Origin of the sequence: Myxococcus faecalis (assembly GCF_050039385.1) — a bacterium.
Classification (GTDB): domain Bacteria; phylum Myxococcota; class Myxococcia; order Myxococcales; family Myxococcaceae; genus Myxococcus; species Myxococcus fulvus.
The window spans coordinates 4,698,749-4,720,267 of record NZ_CP144336.1; the positions used below are offsets into that span (position 1 = coordinate 4,698,749).

Consider the following 21,519-nt stretch of genomic DNA (forward strand, 5'->3'; position numbering starts at 1 on the left):
GCGGGCTGGAAACGAGAGCCGCGCCGTGCTTCAGGTACGGTGCGGGGCCCGCCATGCACTTCAAGTTCGTCCACGCCGCCGACCTGCACCTGGACACTCCCTTCCGCGGCATCGCCGCTCACGGCCCGCTGCTGACCCGGTTCCAGGAGTCAACCTTCCGCGCCCTGGCGCGCATCGTCGACCTGTGCCTGCGCGAGCGCGTCACCTTCCTCCTGCTCGCCGGAGACTTGTTCGAGGTGAAGGACCGCTCCGTGCGCGCGCGGCTCGTCCTGCGCCGGGAGCTGGAGCGGCTGCACGTCGCGGGCATCGAGGCGTTCATCGTCCACGGGAATCATGATCCGCTCAGCGGCGACACGGGGACGCTCGGGCTGCCGTCCTCGGTGAAGGTCTTCGGCCCGGACTGGGAGGAGGCCGAGGTGCGGCGCGAGGGCCGTCGGCTGTGCCGCGTGCAGGGTGTCTCGTATCCCGACGTGGAGGTGCGTGATGATTTGTCCTCGCGCTTCCGTCGCACCGGCGAGGGCTTCAGCGTGGGCCTGCTGCACGCGAACCTGGGCGGCGCCGAGGGCCATGCGAACTACGCCCCCTGCACTCCCGCGGGGCTGGGCTCGCGCGGGCTGGACTACTGGGCGCTGGGACACGTGCACACGCGCGGCGAGCTGACGCTCCCCGGCGGCGGGCTCGCGGTGTACCCGGGCAATCCGCAGGGCCGGCACGTGCTGGAGACCGGTGAGCGCGGCTGCGTGCTGGTGGAGGTGGAGGACGGCGGGACGCGGCGGCGCTTCGTGCCCGTGGACACGGTGCGCTGGCATCGGGTGGAGGTGCCGCTCACGGGCGTGGCCACGCTGGATGGGTTGATGGGCACGCTGAGCGAGGCCGTGGACGCGGCGTGTGCCCAGGAGCTGGACGGGCACGCGGTGCGCGTGGTGCTCACGGGACGCGGGCCGCTGCACCGGGAGCTGGTGCGTCCGGGGGCGCTCTCGCAGCTGGAGGAGGGGCTTCGCGCGAAGCTGGCGGCGGGACATCCTCCGGTGCTGCTGGAGTCGCTGCGGGATTCGAGCCGTCCCGAGCTGGACTGGGATGCGCTCACGGCGGAGGGCGGCTTCGCTCGGACGCTGCTGGAGGAGGCTCGCGCGCTGGAGGAGGACCCGGGGGCGTTGACGCGCCTGTGGGAGGAGGAGGCGCTCGGCAGCCTGGGACAGAAGCTGAAGCGCCTGGGCGTGGAGGTGCTGGAGACGCCTCGCAAGGAGTGGGTGTCCCGCGCGAGCCTGCTGGGCGTCGAGGCGCTGCACGAGGAGGACGGGGCATGAAGCCAGGCTTGCGCATCGACTCGCTGCGGGTGCGACGCTTCGGGCACTTCTCCGAGCTGTCGCTGGAGCTGGGCCCCGGGCTGCACCTGATGTACGGGCCCAACGAGGCCGGCAAGAGCACGCTGCTCGCCTTCCTTCGCGCCATGCTGTTCGGCTTCGAGAAGCGCGGGCATCCGGAGCGGTATGCGCCCTCGGAGGAGGACACGCCCTTCGGCGGTGAGCTGCGGCTCCTCACGGCGACGGGGCCGTTGACGGTGCGGCGCATGGCGACGCCTCGCGGACGGAAGGCCGAGAGCCTGACGGTGCTCGGGGCCGATGGCGAGCCGGTGTCCGAGGAGCGCCTGAAGGACGCGCGGGGACATGTCACGCGGGAGCTGTACTTCGATGTCTTCGCCTTCCGGCTGGAGGAGCTCGCGGGCTTCGAGCAGCTCACGGAGGCTCGGGGTGCCTCCGATGCGCTGGTGGCCGCGAGCATGCGCGGGGCCCGGCGACTGCCGGAGGCGATGTCCGCGCTGAGCAAGAGCGCCGAGCGGCTCTACAAGCCGAGCGGGACGAACCCCGAGCTGAACGTGAAGCTCCGTGAGCTGGAGGAGGTCCAGGAGCAGCTCCGCGAGCAGGGGAACCGGCCCGCGCTCTACTTCGCGAAGCGCGAGCGATTGGAGGCGCTGGGCGGAGAGCTGCTCGGGCTGGAGACTCGGGTCCTGGAGGACGGGCGTGAGCTGGAGCGGCTGGAGCGACTGTCCTCGGCGCTGAGTGAAGTCACGGCGCTGGCGGAGGCCCGGGCGGAGCTGGAGGGCCTGCCGTCCCTGGAGACCTTCCCCGAGGGTGGCGAGGCGCGGCTGGAGGATGCGCTCCAGCGCAGTCGCAGCTATCGCGGTGAGGTGGCCCGGCTCGCGGAGAAGCTGTCGTCCACCGAGGCGGAGTTGACGCGGTTGTCCACGCCTTCGCCGGTGCAGGGGCGGGAGGAGGCGCTGCGCTCGGCGCTGGCTTCGTATGCGGAGCACTCGGAGCGGATTCGCGCGCTGCCGGCCCGGCGTGCGGCGCTGCGGGTGAAGCGGCGTCAGGTGGAGATGTCGCTGGAGGAGCTGGGGCTCGGCGTCGATGGCGTGGGGTTGATGGGGCTCGACTTGAGCGCGGGGGCTCGCGCGGGGCTGGAGTCGCTGTCGACGCGACTGGAGGCGGAGGAGACGGGACGGCGGGAGTCGTTCGCCGCCTGGGGGCGGGCTCGCTCCGAGCGGGAGCGGTTGGATGGGGTGCTCGCGCGGTTGGAGGCGGAGCTCGCGGAGCTGCCGGATGTGCGGCCCTCGCATGTGCGGCAACAGCAGGCGGGCTCGCGTCGGATGCGCGATGTGCGCGGTGAGCTGGAGCGGCTGGGGGAGAAGAAGGAGGAGACCCGGCGACAGCTCGAGGGCTCTCGCAATTCCGGCGTGGGGCCTGGGGCGCCGAACGTCGCGGTGATTCCGGTGTGGTGGGTGCCGGCGGCCGCGGCCATCGTGGTGGCGCTGGCCGTGGGCGCGTGGTTGATGGGTGGCTCGGCGGCGGGGGCGATGTGCCTCGCGGGTGGGCTGCTGCTCACGGGGCTGGTGGAGCTGGCTCGGCGGCGCGTGGAGTCGGCTCGCGATGTGGAGCGCGCGGCGCAGGCGGCGCGGCTGCGGGAGCGACAGCAGACGGAGGAGCGGCTCCGCGCGACGCTCGCGGGACTGGCGGCTCGCGAGGAGGTGCTGCATCGGGAGCTGCTCACGGCGTCGATGGAAGCGGGGCTCGCGCCGCTGGCGACGCTCGCGGACATCACCGTGCGCGAGGGCATGCTGGCGGATCTGCTGGAGAAGGCGGGACGGCGCGAGGTGCTGCTGCGCGAGCGGGACGTGCTGCGTGCCAGCCATGATGTGGCCTCGCGTGATGAGCGACAGGCGGGCGAGACACTGCGTGGACATGAGGGGCGGCTCGCGACGCTGAACGCCGAGCTCGCGGTGTGCCTGGCGTCACGGAAGTTCCCCTCGGGATTGCCCGCGCCCGCGGCGCTGACGCTGTGGCGGGAGGCCTCCGCGCTCCGACAGCGATGGCAGGACGTGAGCGCCGAGGAGGCCGCCGTCAACGCGGATGAGGACACCTGCGCGGCGGTGGTGAACCGGCTCCATGAGCTGACGAGGGGACTGTTCACGAACGCGTCCGGGCGCACCCAGGCGGGGTCCGTCTCGTCGGGCCTCGATGCGCCGACCGGGTCCTTGTCCCTGAATACGCCCGTGGCACTCGCCGCGAGCGGCACGGAGCGCACCCACGCGCTGACGGGTCCGGCGTCGCCAGACGGAACTCCGACCCACGAAGGCGCCCTTCACTTCACCAGGACGGCGGACTCACACACGTCCTTGCGAAACGCTTCGGGCTCGTCGAGCCGCGATGCGTTTACCGAGGCCTCGTCGCCCGTGACCCTCACGGCGTCCAGCACGACGGGCCTCCGCGCGGCTCGCATCCCTCCGGCGCTCGACGGAGGTGCTTCGTTCCACGACGAGGACCTCCTCTCCTCCAGGACCACGGAGGCACTCGTCGCGAGCGTGAACTCGGCCCTCGACGCGGACCGTGAACGCGAGACCGAGCGGCGCGCCGTGGACGAGCGTCGTCGCGAGCTGCGCGAGGAGAAGGCGCGCCTCGATACGCTCCGTCAGGCCGAGGACGCAGCCCTCGCCGCCCTGCTCCACGAAGGTGGCGGTGGTGACGAGGAGACCTTCCGTCGTCGGGCCGTGCAGGCCCGCCGCCACGCCGGGCTCGTCCGGCAGACCCGCGAGCTGGCCCAGCGCATCGAGGCGCGCACCGGGCTCTCCGACGCGCAGGTCCGCGAGGCCCTCCGCTCCCTCGGCGGCGCGGACGGGCTGCGCGTCACGCTGGAACAGGTGCGCTCGCGTCACTCGGAGGCACAGTCGAAGCTCAAGGACGTCCTCACCGAGCAGGGCGCCACGCAGAACCAGCTCGAACAGTGGGAGAACGACGACCTGCTCTCACGCCTGCGCATCCAGGAGGAGACCCTCCGCGCCAAGGTCGCCGAGCTCGCCACCCGCTACGCCGAGGACAAGCTGGCCCTCGCCCTGCTCAACCGCGCCCGCCATCGCTTCGAGGAGGAGCAGCAGCCCCGCGTGGTGCAGCTCGCCTCCGAGCACTTCGCGCTGCTCACCGAGGGCCGCTACCGCCGCGTGTTCATCCCCGCCGGTGACGAGCGCGAGCTGCGCGTCAGCGACGGTCAGCGCGACTGGCCCGCCGCCCAGCTCTCGCGCGGCACCCGTGAGCAGCTCTACCTCGCCTTCCGGCTCGCCGTGGTCCGCGACTTCGGGGAGACCCGGGGGGCGCTGCCGCTCATCGTGGATGACATCCTGGTGAACTTCGACCCCACGCGGGCCCGAGGCGCCATCCACCTGCTCGCCCGGCTCGCCGAGCAACAACAGGTCATTGCCTTCACCTGTCACCCCTGGCTGCGCGCCCTTTTCGAGGCCGAGGGCGCGCGCCTGCTCGTGCTCGAGGCCCACGAAGCCTCCACCACGCGCAGAGCGGGATGACGGGCGCGCCCAACTCCCTGCTTTCCCCCTCGCGAGCCTGTGGCACACTGCGCGCCATTCGACTCCTGTTCTCCATCGTCTTCTGGACGTTCCTCGGAATCTCCAGCCTGCTGCTCTTCCTCGGGGCCGTCGTGGTGTGGGCGCTCACCACGCCCTTCGACCGGAACGGGCTCGTGCTGCACCTGTATTCGTGCTTCTGGGCGCAGCTCTACTTCTACGTGAATCCGCTGTGGCACCTGAAGGTGGACGGCCGCGAGCACCTGCCGTGGAAGGGCGCCGCGGTGCTCGTGTCCAACCACGAGTCGCTCGGCGACATCCTGGTGCTCTTCGGCCTGTACCGCCCCTTCAAGTGGGTCTCCAAGGCCGCCAACTTCAAGCTGCCCCTCATCGGCTGGAACATGCACCTCAACCGCTACGTGCCGCTGGTGCGTGGCGACAAGGCGAGCATCCTGAAGATGCTGGCCCAGTCCGAGGCGTGGCTCGCGCGCGGCGTCCCCATCCTCATGTTCCCCGAGGGCACGCGCTCCGAGGACGGCCAGCTCAAGCCCTTCAAGGACGGCGCCTTCGCGCTCGCCCTCAAGACGCAGTGCCCCATCATCCCCATCGTCCTCACCGGCACCGCGCGCACCCTTCCCAAGCACGGCCTGGTGCTGGAGACCTCCGCGCACTGCCACGTGCAGGTGATGCCTCCGGTGGACCCCTCGGGCTTCCAGGACGTCGCCGCGCTGCGTGACCACGTCCGCGACCTCATCGTCGCCGAGAAGGCCCGCCTGGAAGCGCTCTCCACCCGCGCCTGAGCCCCTGGCGACTTCCTGCCGGAAGCCCTGCTACCGTGGGCCTCCAACGGGGAGGGAACCATGCGAAGGCCCTTGGTGCTGGCGCTCACGCTCGCGGTGCTCGCCCTGGGCGCGGCCTTCGTCCTCGTCCAGGAGTCGCCCCCCGAGCCCTCCACCTCGCCGGCCTCCGTCACCCCCTCCTACAGCGCGCCGCTGGCCCAGGTGCGCGGGACGCTGAGCCTGCGCGGCCGCGTGCTCGCCGCCGACAAGAGCCCCGCCCCAGGCGTGGAGCTCTCCGTCTCGCGCGCCCTCCCCGGCGAGTCGCTCTCGCTGCGCCCCTGTGGAACCGACGTCGACCCCCCGCTCTCCGCGGCGGAGTGCGAGGACCCGGACATGCTCGCCACCCTGCGCGACCTCATCCAGGCGGGCCGCGGCGACACGCCCGTGGTGGCGCGCGTCACCACGGACGCGGAGGGCGCCTTCGAGGTGCGGAACCTTCCCGAGGGCACCGTCGCGCTGTGGGCCGTGGGCGCGAAGGGCGCCGCGTTGGCGACGGAGGTGACGACAGGAACGGAGGACGTGGAGCTGGTGCTCGAGCCGAGCGTCGTCTTCGCCGGCCGCGTCGTGGACGAGGCCCTGCGCCCCGTGGCGGGCTCGAAGCTGACGCTCTTCCACACCGCACACTCGCGCTTCTTCCAGACGACCAGCAACGGCGACGGCCGCTTCACGCTGGGCCCGCTGCCCGCGAGCACCTACGGACTCCAGGTGGACGACGACCAGCGGGTCGGTCCGTGCATGCGGGCGATTTCGCCCGATGAGCTGGAGGCGGAGGACATCGTGCTCCACCGGCCCCGCAACATCGTGGGCCAGGTGCTCCTCGACGAGCAGCCCGTCGCCAACGTCCAGGTGGAGGTCGTCGACACCCGCGTCACCGCCGAGACGGACGCGCGCGGGCGCTTCGTCCTGGAGGGATTGCCTCCGGGCGACTACGTGCTGAAGGCCCGTCACGGACAGCACCAGGGCCAGGCGGAGACGACCCTCGACGAGGAGCAGACCGAGGCGGAGGTGACGGTGCGCCTGGGCACGCTCGTGCGGGTGACGGGCGTGGTGCGCGACACCGCGGGCCAGCCCATCGAGGGCGCCACGGTGCTCGCCAACTCACGCGGCACCGTCTACACCGACACGGAAGCCGTCACGGGAGCCAACGGGCGCTTCGAGCTGGAAGAGGCGACGCTGGGAACCCACCACTTCACGGTGTCGGCCAAGGGCTTCCTTCCCACCGAGACCACCGAGGTGGAGGTCACGCATCGCACGCCCCCCGTGGAGCTCACGATGGAGCGCGCCTTCGTCATCGAGGGCATCGTGGTCGACCCGGCGGGCACACCGCTGCCGGACATCACCCTCTCCGCCATGAAGTGGCTGCGTCAGCCCAAGGGCCGACGCGACGGCAAGCCCCATGACCTGGAGCATGGAGACCCGGACGCGCCCTTCGCGGATGGGCCGGTCATCGACGCGCTGACGGATGACGCGGGGCGCTTCGTGCTCAACCTCCCCTCGCCCGGCCTCCACCGGCTCACGCCCGATGTGCCGGGGTTCCTCGCGACCACCCTGGAAGTGGAGGCGCCCGCCCAGGACGTCCGCGTCGTGATGCAGCCGGGCGCGCGCGTGGTGGGCGCCGTGGTGGACCTGAAGGACACCCCGATTCCGAACGTGGCCATCACGCTGACGCCCGCGGGCCAGGAGGAGCCCGTGCCCATCTGGGTGCGCAGCGACGCGCAGGGCGCCTTCCGACTGGAGGGCGCGCCAGCGGGCCGGTTCGTCCTGCGCGCCTCGCTCGAGCACAGCGGCGTGGGGGAGGCCACCGTCGACGTGACGCTGACGGCCACCGAGACGAAGACGGTGACGGTGCGGATGGACGGAGGCCTGTCCATCTCCGGGCTCGTCGTGAACGAGGCCGGCACGCCCCAGCCCGGCGCGAGCGTCTTCGCCCATCCGCTGACCGAGCCCGACTCGGGCCGGCGACGGTTCGGACACCACGCGCCCCTGCCCCCTCCCGCGCAGGCCCAGTCCAACGAGCACGGGCGCTTCACGCTCGAGCACCTGTCGCCGGGGCGCTACCGCGTGGACCTGACGATGGCGGGCTACACGCTGCGCGGCGCGGACGAGGCGACAGACGTCGACGACCCCCGGCGCATCTCGGGCGTGCAGGCGCAGGCGGGCGTGACGGACCTGAGGCTGGTGGTGCGCTACGTGGGCGGAGTCCGCGGGCGCCTGGTGCGAGAGGACGGCACACCCGTCACCCGCTTCAACATCGACGACGTGCCCTACCGTGACGCCAACGGCGCCTTCCAGGTGTCCCTGGAGCAGCCGGGCACCACCTGGCTGACCCTCGATGCCCCGGGGCTCACGCGCGTGGTGCGCCAGGTGGAGGTCCCCCGGGGCCAGGACCTGGACCTGGGCGACGTGGTGCTCAAGGCCGGACGTCGGCTGCGCGGCCGCGTGCTGGACGCGCGGACCTCCGCGCCGGTGGTGGGCGTGGAGGTGGACGTGAAGTCGCCTGGCACCGGGGCGCGCCGGGACGAGGATTCGGAGGACCTGGACGAGGAGCGGCCCTCGCTCGCGTCGGCCATCACCCGCGCGGATGGCTCCTTCGAGCTCCCACCCCTCGAGCCCGGGCCGCTCGTGTTGACGCTCACCCATCCGGACTACCTGCCGCTCAGCGAGCAGGTGGGCGACAGCAGCGCGCCGCTGGAGCTGCGCATGGCCTCCGGCGCGCGCCTGGAGGGCACCGTGAAGGACCGCGAGGGCCGCCCCGTGGACACCCACGTCCAGGTGGTGAACCTGCTCTCCCCCGAGGACGCCCTGGACGTGGAGCGGGGCAACGGGACGTTCCGTGTCTCGGGCCTGCCGCCCGGCGAGTACGCCGTCGCGCCCGGGGAGGACATGAGCTTCCAGGGCGACTCCGTGCGCTTCCTCCCCCAGCGCGTGCGCCTGGGCCCGAGCGAGCGCAAGGTGCTCCACTTCCAGGAGATGGCGGGCACGACGACGCTGAAGCTCAACCTCCCCGCGCGGGGGACGATGATGATGAACGAGCGCGTGGCCATCCTGAACACCTACCTGTTCCCCGGCGACGTGCCGTTGCCCAAGTCCCTGCTGGAGCTGGAGCAGCTGGGTCGGAGGCTGGCGGTCCAGTCCTGGCCCCACACCGACACCACGTTCGAGGAGCTGCCCGCCGGGCACTACACGTTCTTCTTCAGCAGCCTGAACTTCGACACGCGCCGGGAGCAGGTGCATCGGGGCGAGGTGGACCTGCCCGCGAGCGGCGCCGTCACGCTCGACGTCCAGCCCACCTGGCACCCCCTGGAGCCCATCGAGGTGGCGGAGGATTCGGAGTCCGAGTGAGGCGTTTGCGTCCGCGCGGGATGCCGCTTAAGCCCTGCTTCCATGGGTGACAAGCCAGGGTGGGGCACCGACTCGGAGCTGGAGCTGGACTGGGGCGCGCGCAAGGCACGCTCCGAGCCCCGGGACGCGCCGTCCACCGCTCCCGAGGAGCCCGCGCAGGCGCTCGCGGGCAAGGGGGCACCCGGAGACCCGCGCTACATGAGCCTGGAGCTGCGGCTGTCGCTGGAGGCCGTGCTGACGTCGGCCACGCTGCGCATGCGCCAGTTCCGCGAGACGCTGGAGATCCTCATCGGCTGGGAGGGGAAGAACAAGTACGAGGTCTGTGGCGAGGACGGCCGTGGCACCGTGTACGTGGGCGAGACGGGCGAGGGCTGGATGTCGCGGCTGGCGCGGAACTTCTGGCCCTTCTACCGCGCCCGACTGGAGTGCATGACGGTGGGCGGCACGCTGGCGATGGCGGTGGAGCTGCCCTGGCACATCTTCTTCGCCCGCGCGGAGGTGACGGCGTGGGATGGCCGGCCCATGGGGGACATCGTCCAGCGCTTCCGCTTGTTCGGCCGGGGCTTCGACATCGTGTCGCCCACCGGCGCGGTGCTGGCCACGGTGGAGGGGCCCTTCTGGAAGCCGTGGACGTTCCGCATCCTCCAGCGCGGCGAGCAGGTGGCCGTCATCCGCAAGAAGTGGAGCGGCCTGCTGCAGGAGACCTTCAGCGACGCGGACAACTTCAGCCTGGAGTTCCAGCCCTCGTGCACCGACGGCCGGCTGCGTCAACTGGTGCTGGCCAGCGCGCTGCTGGTGGACCTGACCTACTTCGACAACCGCAAGAATCGCTCGCTGTTCGGCACCGGCGTGGACATCGTGGATTGAGGGCTTCCTGCGACTCGCGGAACATCCGAAAGCGAGAAGTCCAGACGACGGGCGTGCGCACACTGCCAGCAGTGACGGCATGTGCTAAGTCCCCTGGCCCATGTCGACGAGCGACGCGCTGAACGCAGCAGACCTCGAGCGGTTGGCCCAGGCGGAGTCACCGGACCTGGCCGATGCCGTGCTTGCCCTCCTGGAGCAGCCGGAGCCGGAGCCGGAGGAAGGCAAGGCCCCGCCGAAGGACGCCTTCACCTTCGAGAAGCTGCTGCGCTCGCTCGCCCAGGCGCAGGCCCGCTACGACAGCGCCTCACGGCGTGAGGCCTCCGCGGACGCGTGGCAGCGCTTCCTGGCCCAGAAGGACGTGCCCCAGCCCGCGCGGCTGGCGCTGGCGGACCTGCTGGTGTCGCTGTACCGCAAGAACACCCACGCCTCGCGCGCGGTGCTGCTGGAGCTGGCGGCCAGCGCGGACCTGAAGTTCGGCCTGTGGGGCGGGCTCAAGCGCATCTACAAGCTGGCCGAGGCCAACCACGACGCGGAGCTGTTCGGCGTGCTCGCGTGGCGCTTCGACGTGGAGCGCCGGCAGTCGTACAAGCACGAGGTCTCCGGCGGGACGCTCCAATACCTGCGCCGCCGCGCGTGGCGCTACCTGCGTCACCTGGGCGCCGCCGTCCCGGAGCTGTATCCGCAGTTCGCCGTGGAGGTGCTGCGCCACTACCAGGAGGACACGTCCTGGTACTCGGTCTGGGTGGCGAACCACATCTGGGCGCACGGCACGGGCAACTACACGGGCGGCTCCTTCGGCATCCAGCCGCCGGGCGACATGGTGAAGCAGCGCGCCTTCACCGAGGCGTGGAAGCGCTCGCCGGACGCGCTGATGCGGCTCTTGGACACGTGCCTGTCGGACCCCGCCGCGCGCTTCGCCATCCAGGGCCTGCGCAAGGACTTCCCGGAGAGCCTGCGCAAGGTGACGCCCGCGTGGCTGGACCGGCTGGCGCGGCGTCCCCTGGCGACCGCCCACGACTTCCTGGTGGAGACGCTGCAGGGCACCCCTGAGTTCCACCAGAGCAAGCTGCGCGAGCTGGGCCTGCACGACGCGGTCATCGCGCTGCTGATGTCACCCAGTGGCAAGGCGCGCACGTACGCCATCGAGTACGCCCGGGCGCACGCGCAGGACCTGTCCGCCGAGCGGCTGGTGGAGCTGGTGGCCCAGGGCGAGAACGACGTGAAGTCCTTCGCGGCCGCCACATTGGAGAAGCGAAACCCGCGCGAGCTGGGGATGGAGCTGCTGGGGCGGCTGTTGCCCTACAAGGCCACGGCGGCGTTCGCGGCGAAGTCGCTGGAGCAGTCGTTCGACCGGGCGGAGCTGACGTCGGGCTTCCTGCGGGACATGTACCTGGGCACGTCCGAGCAGCTCAACTGGGCCAAGGGGTACGTGCAGTCCAAGTACGCGGCCGGGGAGATGCCGGTGGCGTTCTGGAAGGAGCTGTTGGAGGACCCGCGGCTGACGAAGAAGCCGTACCCGGTGGAGGGCCTGGTGGTGAAGGCGCTGTCGTCGTACGCGCCGGCGGCCATCGGTCCGGAGTGGCTCCTGGACAAGGCGGCGCACCCGCGCATCGGCTCGCAGGTGGCCACGTGGCTGCAGCGCGCGGACAGCCTGCCGGGGCTGGACGTGGAGAAGGTGAAGGGCCTGGTCTTCAGCGCGAAGCACCGGCACGTGGCGCTGGCGCTCCTGGGCAACCGCAAGCTGTTCACCGCGCGGCAGCTCACGGTGCCCTGGCTGCTGGCGCTGGCGCGGCGCGCGGACCCGACGCTGCACGACTTCGCGCACCGCTACCTGCTCGAGTACGTGGCGCCCGCGGACTTCAGCGACACGGGGGACGCGGCGGCGGGCCTGGAGCGCCTGTTCGAGCTGGCGCTGGGCGCCAAGCAGCCGGTGCCGGTGCGCGCGTTCGCCCAGACGTACCTGCGCTGCCACCACCCCCTCATCGGGCCGGAGCAGCCGGAGTCGAAGTCGTACGAAATCAAGCCCAAGGCGCCGCGCAAGGCGTACACGCCGGAGAAGCTGTGGCCCGCGCTGTTCGACGCGCGCGACGACGTGCGCCGCTTCGCGCTCGCCGTCACCCGCGCGGAGCTGCGCGCGTGGGGCTGGCACACGCGGGTGTACGAGCTGGCGGACGCCGAGGCGAAGGAGATCCGCAACCTGGCCTACGACGCGCTGTTGCGCGCGGGTGAGGAGGGCGCGGACGCCCGCTACGTGCTGCACCCCGAGGAGCTGGACCCGGTGAAGGTCTTCTCCCTCACGGAGAGCACCAAGCGCAGCACGCGCGAGGTGGCGGTGGAGCTCATCCGCCGGCACTACGCCAGGCTGGGCGGCGCCGAGCGGCTGACGTGGCTGATGCAGAGCGCGGACCGCGAGGTGGGCCTGTTCGCGGTGCGCCTGCTCTGGGAGAAGCACCGCCCCACGCACCTGCCGGAGGGGTGGAAGCCCGCGGGCGCGAAGGAGGCCCCCGCCACGGGGGGCGGCGCGCCGTTCGCGGACGTGCCGGCCCTGCGCGAGTTCCTGCGCAAGATGCTCTTCGGCCTGCCCCCGGGCCGCGCCAAGGAGGCGCGCGAGGGTGAGGTGCAGAAGCGCCTGTCGGCCAGCGTCGCCAAGCGCCGGGTCATCGAGCTGGTGCGAGACCTGGGCCTGGAGGACGAGAGCTTCGCCCGGGTCATCGCGCCGGTGCTCGGGGAGTTCACCGGCTCCATGGCGAAGGGTGAGTGGCAGAGCTGCCTGGCGTCCCTGGTCCAGCTGCGCACCGCGCATCCGAGCGCGCAGCTCGGGGGCTTCTGAGCGTCGGCATTCCCAGCGTCACGGGTGCCCGACGGGCGCCCCGGAAAGAACTTCATGTCCGTTCTCGCCATCGGCAACATCGAAAAGCTCCGCGCGCTCGCGGCGAACCCCCGCGTGCTGCTGCTCGGCGGCGCCCGCGCGTCCGCGCCCAGCCGCCTCACCGCGTACGAGCTGGCCTCCAACAAGGTGCTGTGGAGCAGTGAGCTCCCCTCCGCCGTGAGCGCCCTGGCCCTGTCGGGCGAGCGCTTCGCCGCGGCCCTGTCCGACGGCACCCTGTGCCTGGGCACCGCCTCCGACGGGCAGGTGCAGACGCGCCTCACCGACGCGCACCCGGGCGGCGTCACCGCGCTGGCCTCCAGCCCCGACGGCAAGGTGCTGTTCAGCGCGGGCGCGGACGGCGTGGTGCGCGGGTGGGAGTGGGACGGCGCGCGCAAGGTGCACGAGTGGAAGGCGTCGCCGCAGCCCCTGCGCGCGGTGGCGGTGGACCCGTCCGGGACGTTCGTCGCGTGCGGCGGTGATGACGGCGTGGTGCGCTCGTTCACCCAGGCCACCGGTGAGCGCCGGGACATGGCGGGCCACGAGGGCGCGGTGCGCGCGCTGGCCTTCACGCCGCGCGACGGCCGGCTCGCCTCCGGTGGCGACGACGGCAAGGTGCGCTTCTGGTACCTGGTGGGCGCGGTGGAGTTCGAGGTGCGCGGCGACAAGGACTCCGGTCACGCCGGAGCGGTGCTCGCGCTGGTGTTCCCGCCCACGCCCGCCGCGCAGGACGACGAGGAGCCCGGAGACCGCGTCTGGTCCGCGGGCAGCGACGGCAAGGTGAAGGTGTGGCGGCTGGATGAGCGCCGCAAGCCGCGCACGCTGGACTGCGGCAGCAAGCCGGTGAACGCGCTGGTGTTCGTGGCGCCCGGCAACCCGCGTGAGGCGCGCACGTCGCTGGGCGCCATCTTCACGGCGGGCGAGGACCGGCGCGTCTTCCGCTTCGGCATCGAGACGGACGGCAAGCCGGCCAACGGGCAGGCCGTGTCGCGGCACGGGCTCGACGTGCTGACGGAGTCGCTGAAGGCGGGGCGCCCCAAGCGCGAGGCCGCCGTGCGCGAGGCCGTGGCGCTGGAGGAGACGGAGGCGCTCGACTTCGTGCTCCAGGTGCTCTCCACGGACAAGGAGGCGGAGGTGCGCCGGCTCGCCGCCCGCGAGCTGGGCGAGAAGGGCCGCGTCGCCGCCCGTCCGAAGCTGCGCGAGCGCCTGGACGACGACCATCCCCAGGTGCGCGAGGAGGCCCTCAAGGCCCTCGACGTGCTGGAGACGGAGTCGCCGCTGGCCGCGCCCCGCGCCGCGCTGGAGTCGCGCTTCGTGGACATGCGCGTGGCGGGCCTCAAGCGCCTGGCGAAGCTGGGCCGCTCGTCCCCGCTGGTCCCCGCGCTCATCGCCAGCAAGCTCGGTGAGTCGGACGCCACCGTGGGGCTGGCCGCGCTGGACGCGCTGTCCGAGGTCTCCGCGCCCGCCGACACCGAGCCCCTGCGCGCCGCCTTCGAGCGGGGCCAGCCGCGCCTGCGCGTGGAGGTGCTGGTGCGCATCGCCGGAGCGGGCCTGTTGGGTCACGCCCAGCTGCAGCCGCTGGTCGCCCGCGCGCTGGATGACGCCGACGCGGACGTGCGCCGGGTGGCCTTCACCATCCGCGTGCTGGAGCGCCGCGCCCTGGCGCACGCGCTGGAGAGCCGCGACGAGGACTTCGCGCGCTCCACCAAGGACGTGGCGCGCCGGCTCGCGCAGCGCTCGCGGCAGGGACAGACGGCCGCGCTGACGGACGCGGACGTGCAGGCCGCTCGCGACGCGATGCCCGCGCAGGGCGCCGTGGGGGCCTCGCTGACGGAGAGCGACCTGGAGCCGCTCCTGGCCGCCATGGCCTGCCGCACGCCGGACACCGCCGTCCGGGGTGCTCGGGGTCTCGCGCAGTTGGGGGATGCCCGGGCGCTGGGCGCGCTGTTGCAGCTCTCCCGTGAGCCGGACCCCGCCATCCGCCGTCAGGCCGCCGCCGCCCTCCAGGCGCTCCAGGACGCTCGCGCCCGCGAGCGACTGGTGTGGATGCTGGACGACGAGAACGCGGACGTGCGCGCGGCCTCGCTCGACGCCGTGGTGGCGCTGGACGCGGAGGCGCCGCTGGCCTCCGCCGAGGCGGCCCTGCGCTCCGGTCACGAGGACGTGCGCGTGCGCGGCCTGGACCGGCTGGTGAAGCTGGGCGCCACGGCGCAGGGTGCCGAGCCGCTGCTCGGTGACGCGCTGGAGGACGAGTCCGCCAAGGTGCGCGGAGAGGCGTTCCGCACGCTGTGGGCGTGGAACGAGAAGGTGCCGGAGAAGGCGCTGGACCGCGCGCTCGCGGGCCGCTTCCCGGACCTGCGTGGCCGCGCGGTGGAGGTGCTCGCGCAGCGCGGCGCCGAGGGCTGGGCGCAGGAGCGGCTGAAGAAGTCCGTGGAGGACCGCGACGTGGGCGTCGCCACCGCCGCCTACGAGGCGTGGGTGAAGCTGGTGGGCAAGGAGAAGCCCGAGCCACACCTGGCCGCGCTCGCGTCGACGCACCCCGCCCTGCGCGTGCTGGCCGCGAAGGGCTCCGTGCACGCGCCCGCCGAGCCCCTGCGCTCGCCACTGCTCAAGCGCGTGCAGGATGAGGAGCTGGACGTCGCCGTCGCCGCGCTGGAGGCGCTCGACAAGCTGATTCCGAGCGAGAACGGGCCGCTGCTCGCGGGCCTGTCCTCCGCCTCGCTGCCGGTGCGCGTGCGCGCGTCCGAGCTGCTCGCGCCCCGCGGGGCCGAGGACATCATCGAGCCGATGCGCAACCTGATGGACAAGGAGCTGGAGCGGCAGTACCCGCCCGCGTTCCTCATCCCGCTGCGCATCCGCGGCGCCCGCGCGCTCGCGACGCTGGGTTCGCGTCGGCTCCTGTCCTGGTTCGCCACCACGCTGCTGACGAGCGAGCTGGGGGACTTGCAGGAGCAGGGCGCGCGCGGCCTCGCCACCGCCAGCCGTCGGGGCGACGAGGGCTACCTGCTGGACGCGCTCAGCCACGCCAACGTGGCGGTGCGCTCGTGGGGCGCGGACGGCCTGTCGCGCCTGGGTGATGCGCGTGCGCTGCCGGTGCTCACCGGCAACCTGCGCCATGACCACCTGCCCATCCGGCTGGGCGCCATCCTCTCCTTCGCGGCCCTGGGCTCCGAGGGCGACGGTGGCCTGCTGCACGGATTGGAGGACCGCGCGCGCGAGGTGCAGGAGATGGTGTTCGCCATCGTCCTCGCGCGGGACCTGCGCGCCACCCGTCGCGGTGAGCCGCCCGACCTGCTCGCCAGCGCGCTGTCCAGCGGACGTCCCGAGGTGCGCTACGCCGCGGCCCGCGCGCTGGAGCTGCGCACGGAGACGGACGCGTACCGCGCGAACCTGGTCGAGGGACTGCTGCCGCCGAAGCCCGACAAGGTCGGCGACATGAAGGACTGGCCCTCCGAGGAGGACCGCGCCAGGCGCATGGTCGGGCTCGCCGAGGCCCTCTCCAGCGGTCAGCCCGAGCAGCGCTACGCGGCGGCCCAGGTGCTGCTGCTTCGCAACAAGCCGCTCGACTACTTCCGCGAGGCCTTGAAGGTCGCCCGGCCGAGCTCGCTGGACGCCCCGTGGAAGCCGGAGACGGCGCCCAACGTGTCGCCCGTGCAGGCCACGCCCGCGAAGAGCTGGCTGCGCCGGCTGTTCTCCGCCACGAAGCCCGGCACGCCGGAGACCTCCTCGCCCGAGGCGGCCACGAACGCCGAGCGTCAGCACCTGCGCCGCCTGGCCTTCGGCGCGTACGTGGGTCTGCTGCGCCAGGTGTCCGCCGGTGACGACGAGGGCCACCGCGTCCGTCGCGACGCCGTGGACCGCGTGGTGAAGCTCACCCAGGAGGGCTACGCGGGCACGCCCGCCGCCGTGGCCGCGCTGCTGCGCGCCCTGGAGGACCCGCACCAGCTGGTGCGCAAGGCCGCGCTCACCGGCCTCAAGGAGCTGTTCCCCGCGGGCAGCGACGAGCCGCTCTCGCTGGCCCTGGCCTCGCTGTCGCCGGACGTGGCGCGCATCGCGCTGGACGAGCTGGCCGAGCGTGGGGACGCCGCGAAGCCGCGCATCACCGCCGCGCTCAACTCGCCGCTGTCGGACGTGCGCCGCTACGCGTTCGAGCTGCTCGAGAAGCTCAGCCCTCCCGGCAGCCTGGAGCCGCTGCTGGCCGCGCTGGGCAGCGAGCACGCGGACCTGCGCGTCGGCGTCATCGAGCGGCTGGCCGGCGCCAACGATTCGCGCGTCACCGAGGCGCTGGGTCGGGCCATGTCCAGCGAGCACGAGGACCTGCGCCTGCGCGCGTCCGAGCTGCTCGCGTGGCGCGGCGACGAGCGCGCGGTGGAGGTGCTCGCCTCGTTCCTGCGCTCGGAGACGCCCGCCGTCGCCAGGCGCGCGGTGGAGGCGCTCGCCCGACTGGCCACGCCCTCCGCCGTGAGCGCCCTGGCCGCGCGGCTGAATGTGTCCACGGACCCGCACGAGCGGCTGCGGCTGGTGGACGCGCTGGGACAGACGCGCCGCCCCGAGGCGCTGGACGTGCTCGCGCGCCGCGTGCTGGAGGACGACACCAGCGCGGTGCGCGTCGCGTGTGTCCCCGCGGCGATGCAGGTGGCGGGCGCGGACGTGAAGAAGCGCGACGCGACGCTGGCGCTGCGCTTCCTGCGGCAGGCGGTGAAGAGCCTGGACGTGGCGGTGCGACAGGTGGCCCTGCGCCAGCTGGAGCACGGCGCCGAGGCCGGCCAGTCCGAGGTCCTGGTGAGCCTCTTCAACGACCGGGACGTCACGGTGCGCGCCGAGGCCGTGTCGCTGTACTCCAAGCGCGTCATCGAGCACGCCGCCCCCGTGGGCCCGCTCGAGGACGTGCTGCGCGGTGGGGCTCGCGAGCTGATGCTGCCCGCCGCCGAGGGTGTCGCGCACCTGCGCGGCGTGAGCGCGCTGCGCCCCCTGCTGCTGTACTCGCGCGCCGGTGAGGACGGTCAGCGCGAGCGCGCCCTGCTCGCCCTGGGCACGCTGGGTGACGCGCGGGCGCTGAGCGAGCTGGAGACGGTGGCCGCCGGTGGCATGCCCGAGGCGCCCACCGAGCCGAGCATGGTGTGGGCGGCGGTGGAGGGCCTGGGTCGTCTCGCGGGCCGGCTGCCGGACGGCGAGGAGCGCCGCCGCGTCGAGGAGAAGGTGGAGGCCGCCGCGGTGGAGGGCGCCGACGTCTCGCTCCAGCAGGCGGGCGTGAAGGGCCTGCGCGCCATCGGCGGCGAGCGCGCCCGGGTAAAGGTCGAGGCGCTGCTGCTCGACACGGACACCCACCTGCTCGTGCGAATCACGGCGGCGCAGGAGCTGGGCAAGCTCAAGGACGTGGAGGCGGAGACCACGCTCGCCACCATCCTGGACGACTCCACGGAGCTGCTCCGAAAGGAGGCGCGCAAGGCGCTGGACGAGCTGTTCCCGAAGGAGCGCACCCGCGTCGAGTTCCTCGCCGTGGCCAGCCGCTACCAGGACATCTCCGAGCCGGCCGTCACGTACCTGTCCCGCGAGGGCGACCCGGCGCTGCTGGTGCCCCGGCTCGCCACGCTGACCAACGAGGAGCTGCGGCTGAGCCTGCGTCGGGGACTCGCGCGGCGCGGCGCGCTGCCGGTGCCCGAGACGGTGACGCTGCTGGAGCACGACAAGGCGGAGGCCCGCCAGGAGGCGGCCCTGCTGATTGGCACGTGGACCGGCGAGGCGCGCGCCTCCGGACAGGTGGACCTGGCGGCGCTGTCCCGCGCGCTGGTCACCTCCGAGCGGCGCACCGCGAAGGACTGGGCGGCCACGCCTCCCGGCCCGAAGAAGACCGCGCTCGCCTCCGCGTGGGAGCGCATCCTGTGGGCCGGCTCGCGGCTGGGCACGGCGGGGCTCGCCGACTCCGCGCGCGACATCCTCAAGGCCGGTGAGCATGGCTCTCCCGCGACCGTGCGTCAGGAGGCGGCCCGCGTTCTGTCCCGCCTGGGCACGGCCGGCGCCACGCTGAAGCTCCAGGGCCAGGACACCTCGACGCCCGTGCTGTCCAACGACAAGGAGCGCGCCGCCTCCGCGGACGTGCTCAAGGGCGCGCTGACGGACCCGGACGCCCGGGTGCGCTCGGCGGCCGCGGATGCACTGGCGCGGCTGACCCCCGAGAAGGCCTCGGCCTGGGCGCTGGAGGTGAAGCCGTTCGACCCGGTGGCCCTGGGCCCCACGGGCGCGAAGGTCCCCGCCGAGGCCCTGGCCACGTCCGAGGGTCGTCGCCTCGCGGAGCCCTCGCTGCTGGGTCAGGGGAATCTCGCGCCGCTGGCCGCGTTGGCCCAGAGCGCGAAGCCCGAGGTGAAGCAGGAAGCCTGGGCCGGCATGGGCCGGCTGGGCGGTGACGAGGCGGCGAAGCTGCTGCACACGGCCGCCTTCGACAAGTCTCAGTCCGTGGAGCTGCGCAAGGCCGCCTGGCGCGCCCACAAACGTGCACGTCGCGCCGCCGAGCGCGCGAAGAACCACCGGAAGGAAGGCAACCCGTCGTGACGACCGCCACCCGTCACCCCGTCGAGCTTCGCTACGCCACCGCGAGCGACGTGGAGTCCCACGCGGACGCCTCGCGCGTGCTCCTGGCCCTGGAGGGCTCGCGCGGCACCGTCGGCGTGCGAGGCCGCCTCAAGGACGCGTCCTTGTTCCGCGACGCGCTCACCGCCACGTTCGGCATCCTCGCCAGCGACCTGCGCTACCGGGGCAAGGACCGCACCGCGTACCTCGCGTACCTCATGAAGAAGGGGAAGCGGGCGAGCGCGCAGATCTGGGAGGCCCAGAAGGCCTTCCTCGACAACGCGCTCGACGGTGAGCAGAAGCAGGACGCCGTGCTGGACCCGGTGCTCACCGTGGACCCGGACAGCGTCTCGCTGGAGGTGTTCTCCCGCGACGAGAGCGCCTACGCGCGCCTGTCCCTGGACAACAGCCTCTTCGAGGGCCGCGAGGCCGCGCACGGCTCCACCTTCCTGGACGTCCCGTCGGACCTGCTCTCGCGCATGGACCGGCTGCGCACCTACCTGCCCGTGTCGCTGGAGGCCCACGTCGCGCTGCCCGCCAAGCAGGCCCGTGAGCCGCGCAACGTGCAGGTGCCGCACGCGTGGCTGCGCGGCTTCCTCCAGGTGCAGTCCGCCGCGACGCTGCCCGCGAACACGTGCGAGCTGGCGCCCATCGACCTGTACAACCTCCTCTTCGCGCTGCGCACCCGCAAGGCGAAGAAGGCCCCGCGCGCGCTGCGCTTCGAGCTGGTCCCCGGCGCTCCGCCCCGACTGGTGCTGGAGCCGTGGGAGCTGGTGCTCGAGTGCCACGGCGGCAAGTACACCGGCACCGCGCCCGCGGTGGTGCGCACGTTCGGCCGTCAGCGGCTGGTCGCGCTCGCGCGGCTGTTGCCGCATGCGAAGTCCGTGCGCCTGCAGCTCATGGGTCCGGGCCTGCCGGTGTTCTGGGTCATCGACATGGGCCAGGCCACGCTGACCATGGGCCTCACGGGCTGGACGGAGAGCGGCTGGTCCTCCGCCGCGGCCTTCGACGTGCTCATGCCCCGCGCGGTGCCGGAAGGGCTGGCCGAGAAGCTGCGCGGGAAGCTGCGCGCCGACGGTCCGCAGACCTTCGAGCCCCTGGTCGCCGCCGCCGGTGGCGCGACGAAGGAACAGGTGCGCGCCGCGCTGCAGCTCGAGTGCCTGCGCGGCCGCGTCCTCTTCGACGTGGCCCAGGGCAAGTACCGCCCGCGCGAGCTGATGGCCACGCCTGTGGACGAGTCCGTCATCCGCTTCGGCAGCGAGCGCGAGGCCCGCGCCCACCGCCTGCTCGGCGACGGCGGCCCGGGCGCCGGCGAGGTCAAGCTCACCAAGGTGCATGACATGGTGGGCGAGGGCACGCGCATCCACGGAGAAGTGGTGGACCGCGAGGCCGTGCGCAGCTTCTTCCCCAGCTTCACGCTGGATTTGGAAGGCCGCGTGAAGGACGCGTCCTGCGGGTGTCCGCACTTCCGCCGCTCCGGCATGCGCGAGGGACCGTGCGAGCACCAGCTCGCGCTGCGCCTGGTCTACGCGCGCCGCCGCGCCGAGGAGGAGGCGCTCCGGCAGACGCCCGAGGGCCGCAAGCACATCCGCGCGGAGACGCGCTCGTACGTGCGCCGCGACGCGGAGAGCGGACAGGAGATGGTGTACCGCGTTTCCCTGGATGGCCAGGTGGTCGCCGTGGAGTGGGGCCTTCGCACCGGCGAAGCGCGTCACCAGCGGCTCTGGTTCGACACGGACGTGGAGGCGCGCACCGCGTATTTCACGCGCCTGGAGAAGCTTTCGGCCGACGGCTACATCGACGCGGCCTCGTCATTGGTGTAAACCCTCAACCACGGCTCGGTCGCCTTCAAAGGCGGCCGACAGGGAAGGTGCGACGGAAGACACGATGAAGCGCGCTTCACGCGCGAGCAGCCGAGAGAGGTCTGGAGTGCATCAGCCTGAGCGCCTCGAGCGCGGGAGCGGCGTTGCGCCGCTCCGGTTTGAATGCAGGACACTCTCCGCAAGGTAGCCTGTTCTTGGCTCTCTCCCTCCCATGCACTACGGCCGGGGTGGGCAGCGGAGCCAACGACGCGACCGCCGTTTGCCCACCCCGGCCGTAGTGCATGGGAGGGGAGAGCCGGTGAGGCTACCGTGCCCCAGGTGAGATGGTGGTGCTTTCCTGGCCTCCCTCGACTGCTCGCGAATGAC

Annotated in this window: 8 protein-coding genes; all 8 read left to right on the plus strand. The window is 72.8% G+C overall.

What is annotated here, in order from left to right; genetic code table 11:
• Positions 1-53 precede the first annotated feature (53 nt).
• Positions 54-1,307, plus strand: a complete 1,254-nt coding sequence (locus VZQ01_RS18820; protein WP_426748552.1) for a metallophosphoesterase family protein — start codon at positions 54-56, stop codon at positions 1,305-1,307.
• On the plus strand, positions 1,304-4,852 hold the full coding sequence (locus VZQ01_RS18825) for an AAA family ATPase (protein WP_426748553.1): 3,549 nt from the start codon (positions 1,304-1,306) through the stop codon (positions 4,850-4,852). The genes VZQ01_RS18820 and VZQ01_RS18825 overlap by 4 nt, the downstream gene beginning before the upstream one ends.
• 110 nt (positions 4,853-4,962) lie before the next feature.
• Positions 4,963-5,649, plus strand: coding sequence for a lysophospholipid acyltransferase family protein (locus VZQ01_RS18830; protein ID WP_223749521.1), 687 nt, complete (start codon positions 4,963-4,965; stop codon positions 5,647-5,649).
• A 60-nt stretch (positions 5,650-5,709) separates the two neighbouring features.
• On the plus strand, positions 5,710-9,030 hold the full coding sequence (locus VZQ01_RS18835) for a carboxypeptidase regulatory-like domain-containing protein (protein WP_426748554.1): 3,321 nt from the start codon (positions 5,710-5,712) through the stop codon (positions 9,028-9,030).
• Between the two features lie 42 nt (positions 9,031-9,072).
• Entirely contained in the window at positions 9,073-9,897 is an 825-nt protein-coding gene (locus VZQ01_RS18840) for a phospholipid scramblase-related protein (protein ID WP_426748555.1), read from the plus strand.
• A 100-nt stretch (positions 9,898-9,997) separates the two neighbouring features.
• On the plus strand, positions 9,998-12,727 hold the full coding sequence (locus tag VZQ01_RS18845; RefSeq protein ID WP_426748556.1) for a hypothetical protein: 2,730 nt from the start codon (positions 9,998-10,000) through the stop codon (positions 12,725-12,727).
• 54 nt (positions 12,728-12,781) lie between these two features.
• A complete protein-coding gene (locus tag VZQ01_RS18850; protein ID WP_426748557.1) occupies positions 12,782-19,312 on the plus strand; it encodes a HEAT repeat domain-containing protein in 6,531 nt (2,176 codons plus the stop codon).
• The gene (locus tag VZQ01_RS18855) at positions 19,309-21,153 is read left to right on the plus strand and encodes a GNAT family N-acetyltransferase (RefSeq protein WP_223749368.1); all 1,845 of its coding nucleotides are present in this window, start codon (positions 19,309-19,311) and stop codon (positions 21,151-21,153) included. Before VZQ01_RS18850 ends, VZQ01_RS18855 begins: the two co-directional genes overlap by 4 nt.
• Positions 21,154-21,519: the final 366 nt, after the last annotated feature.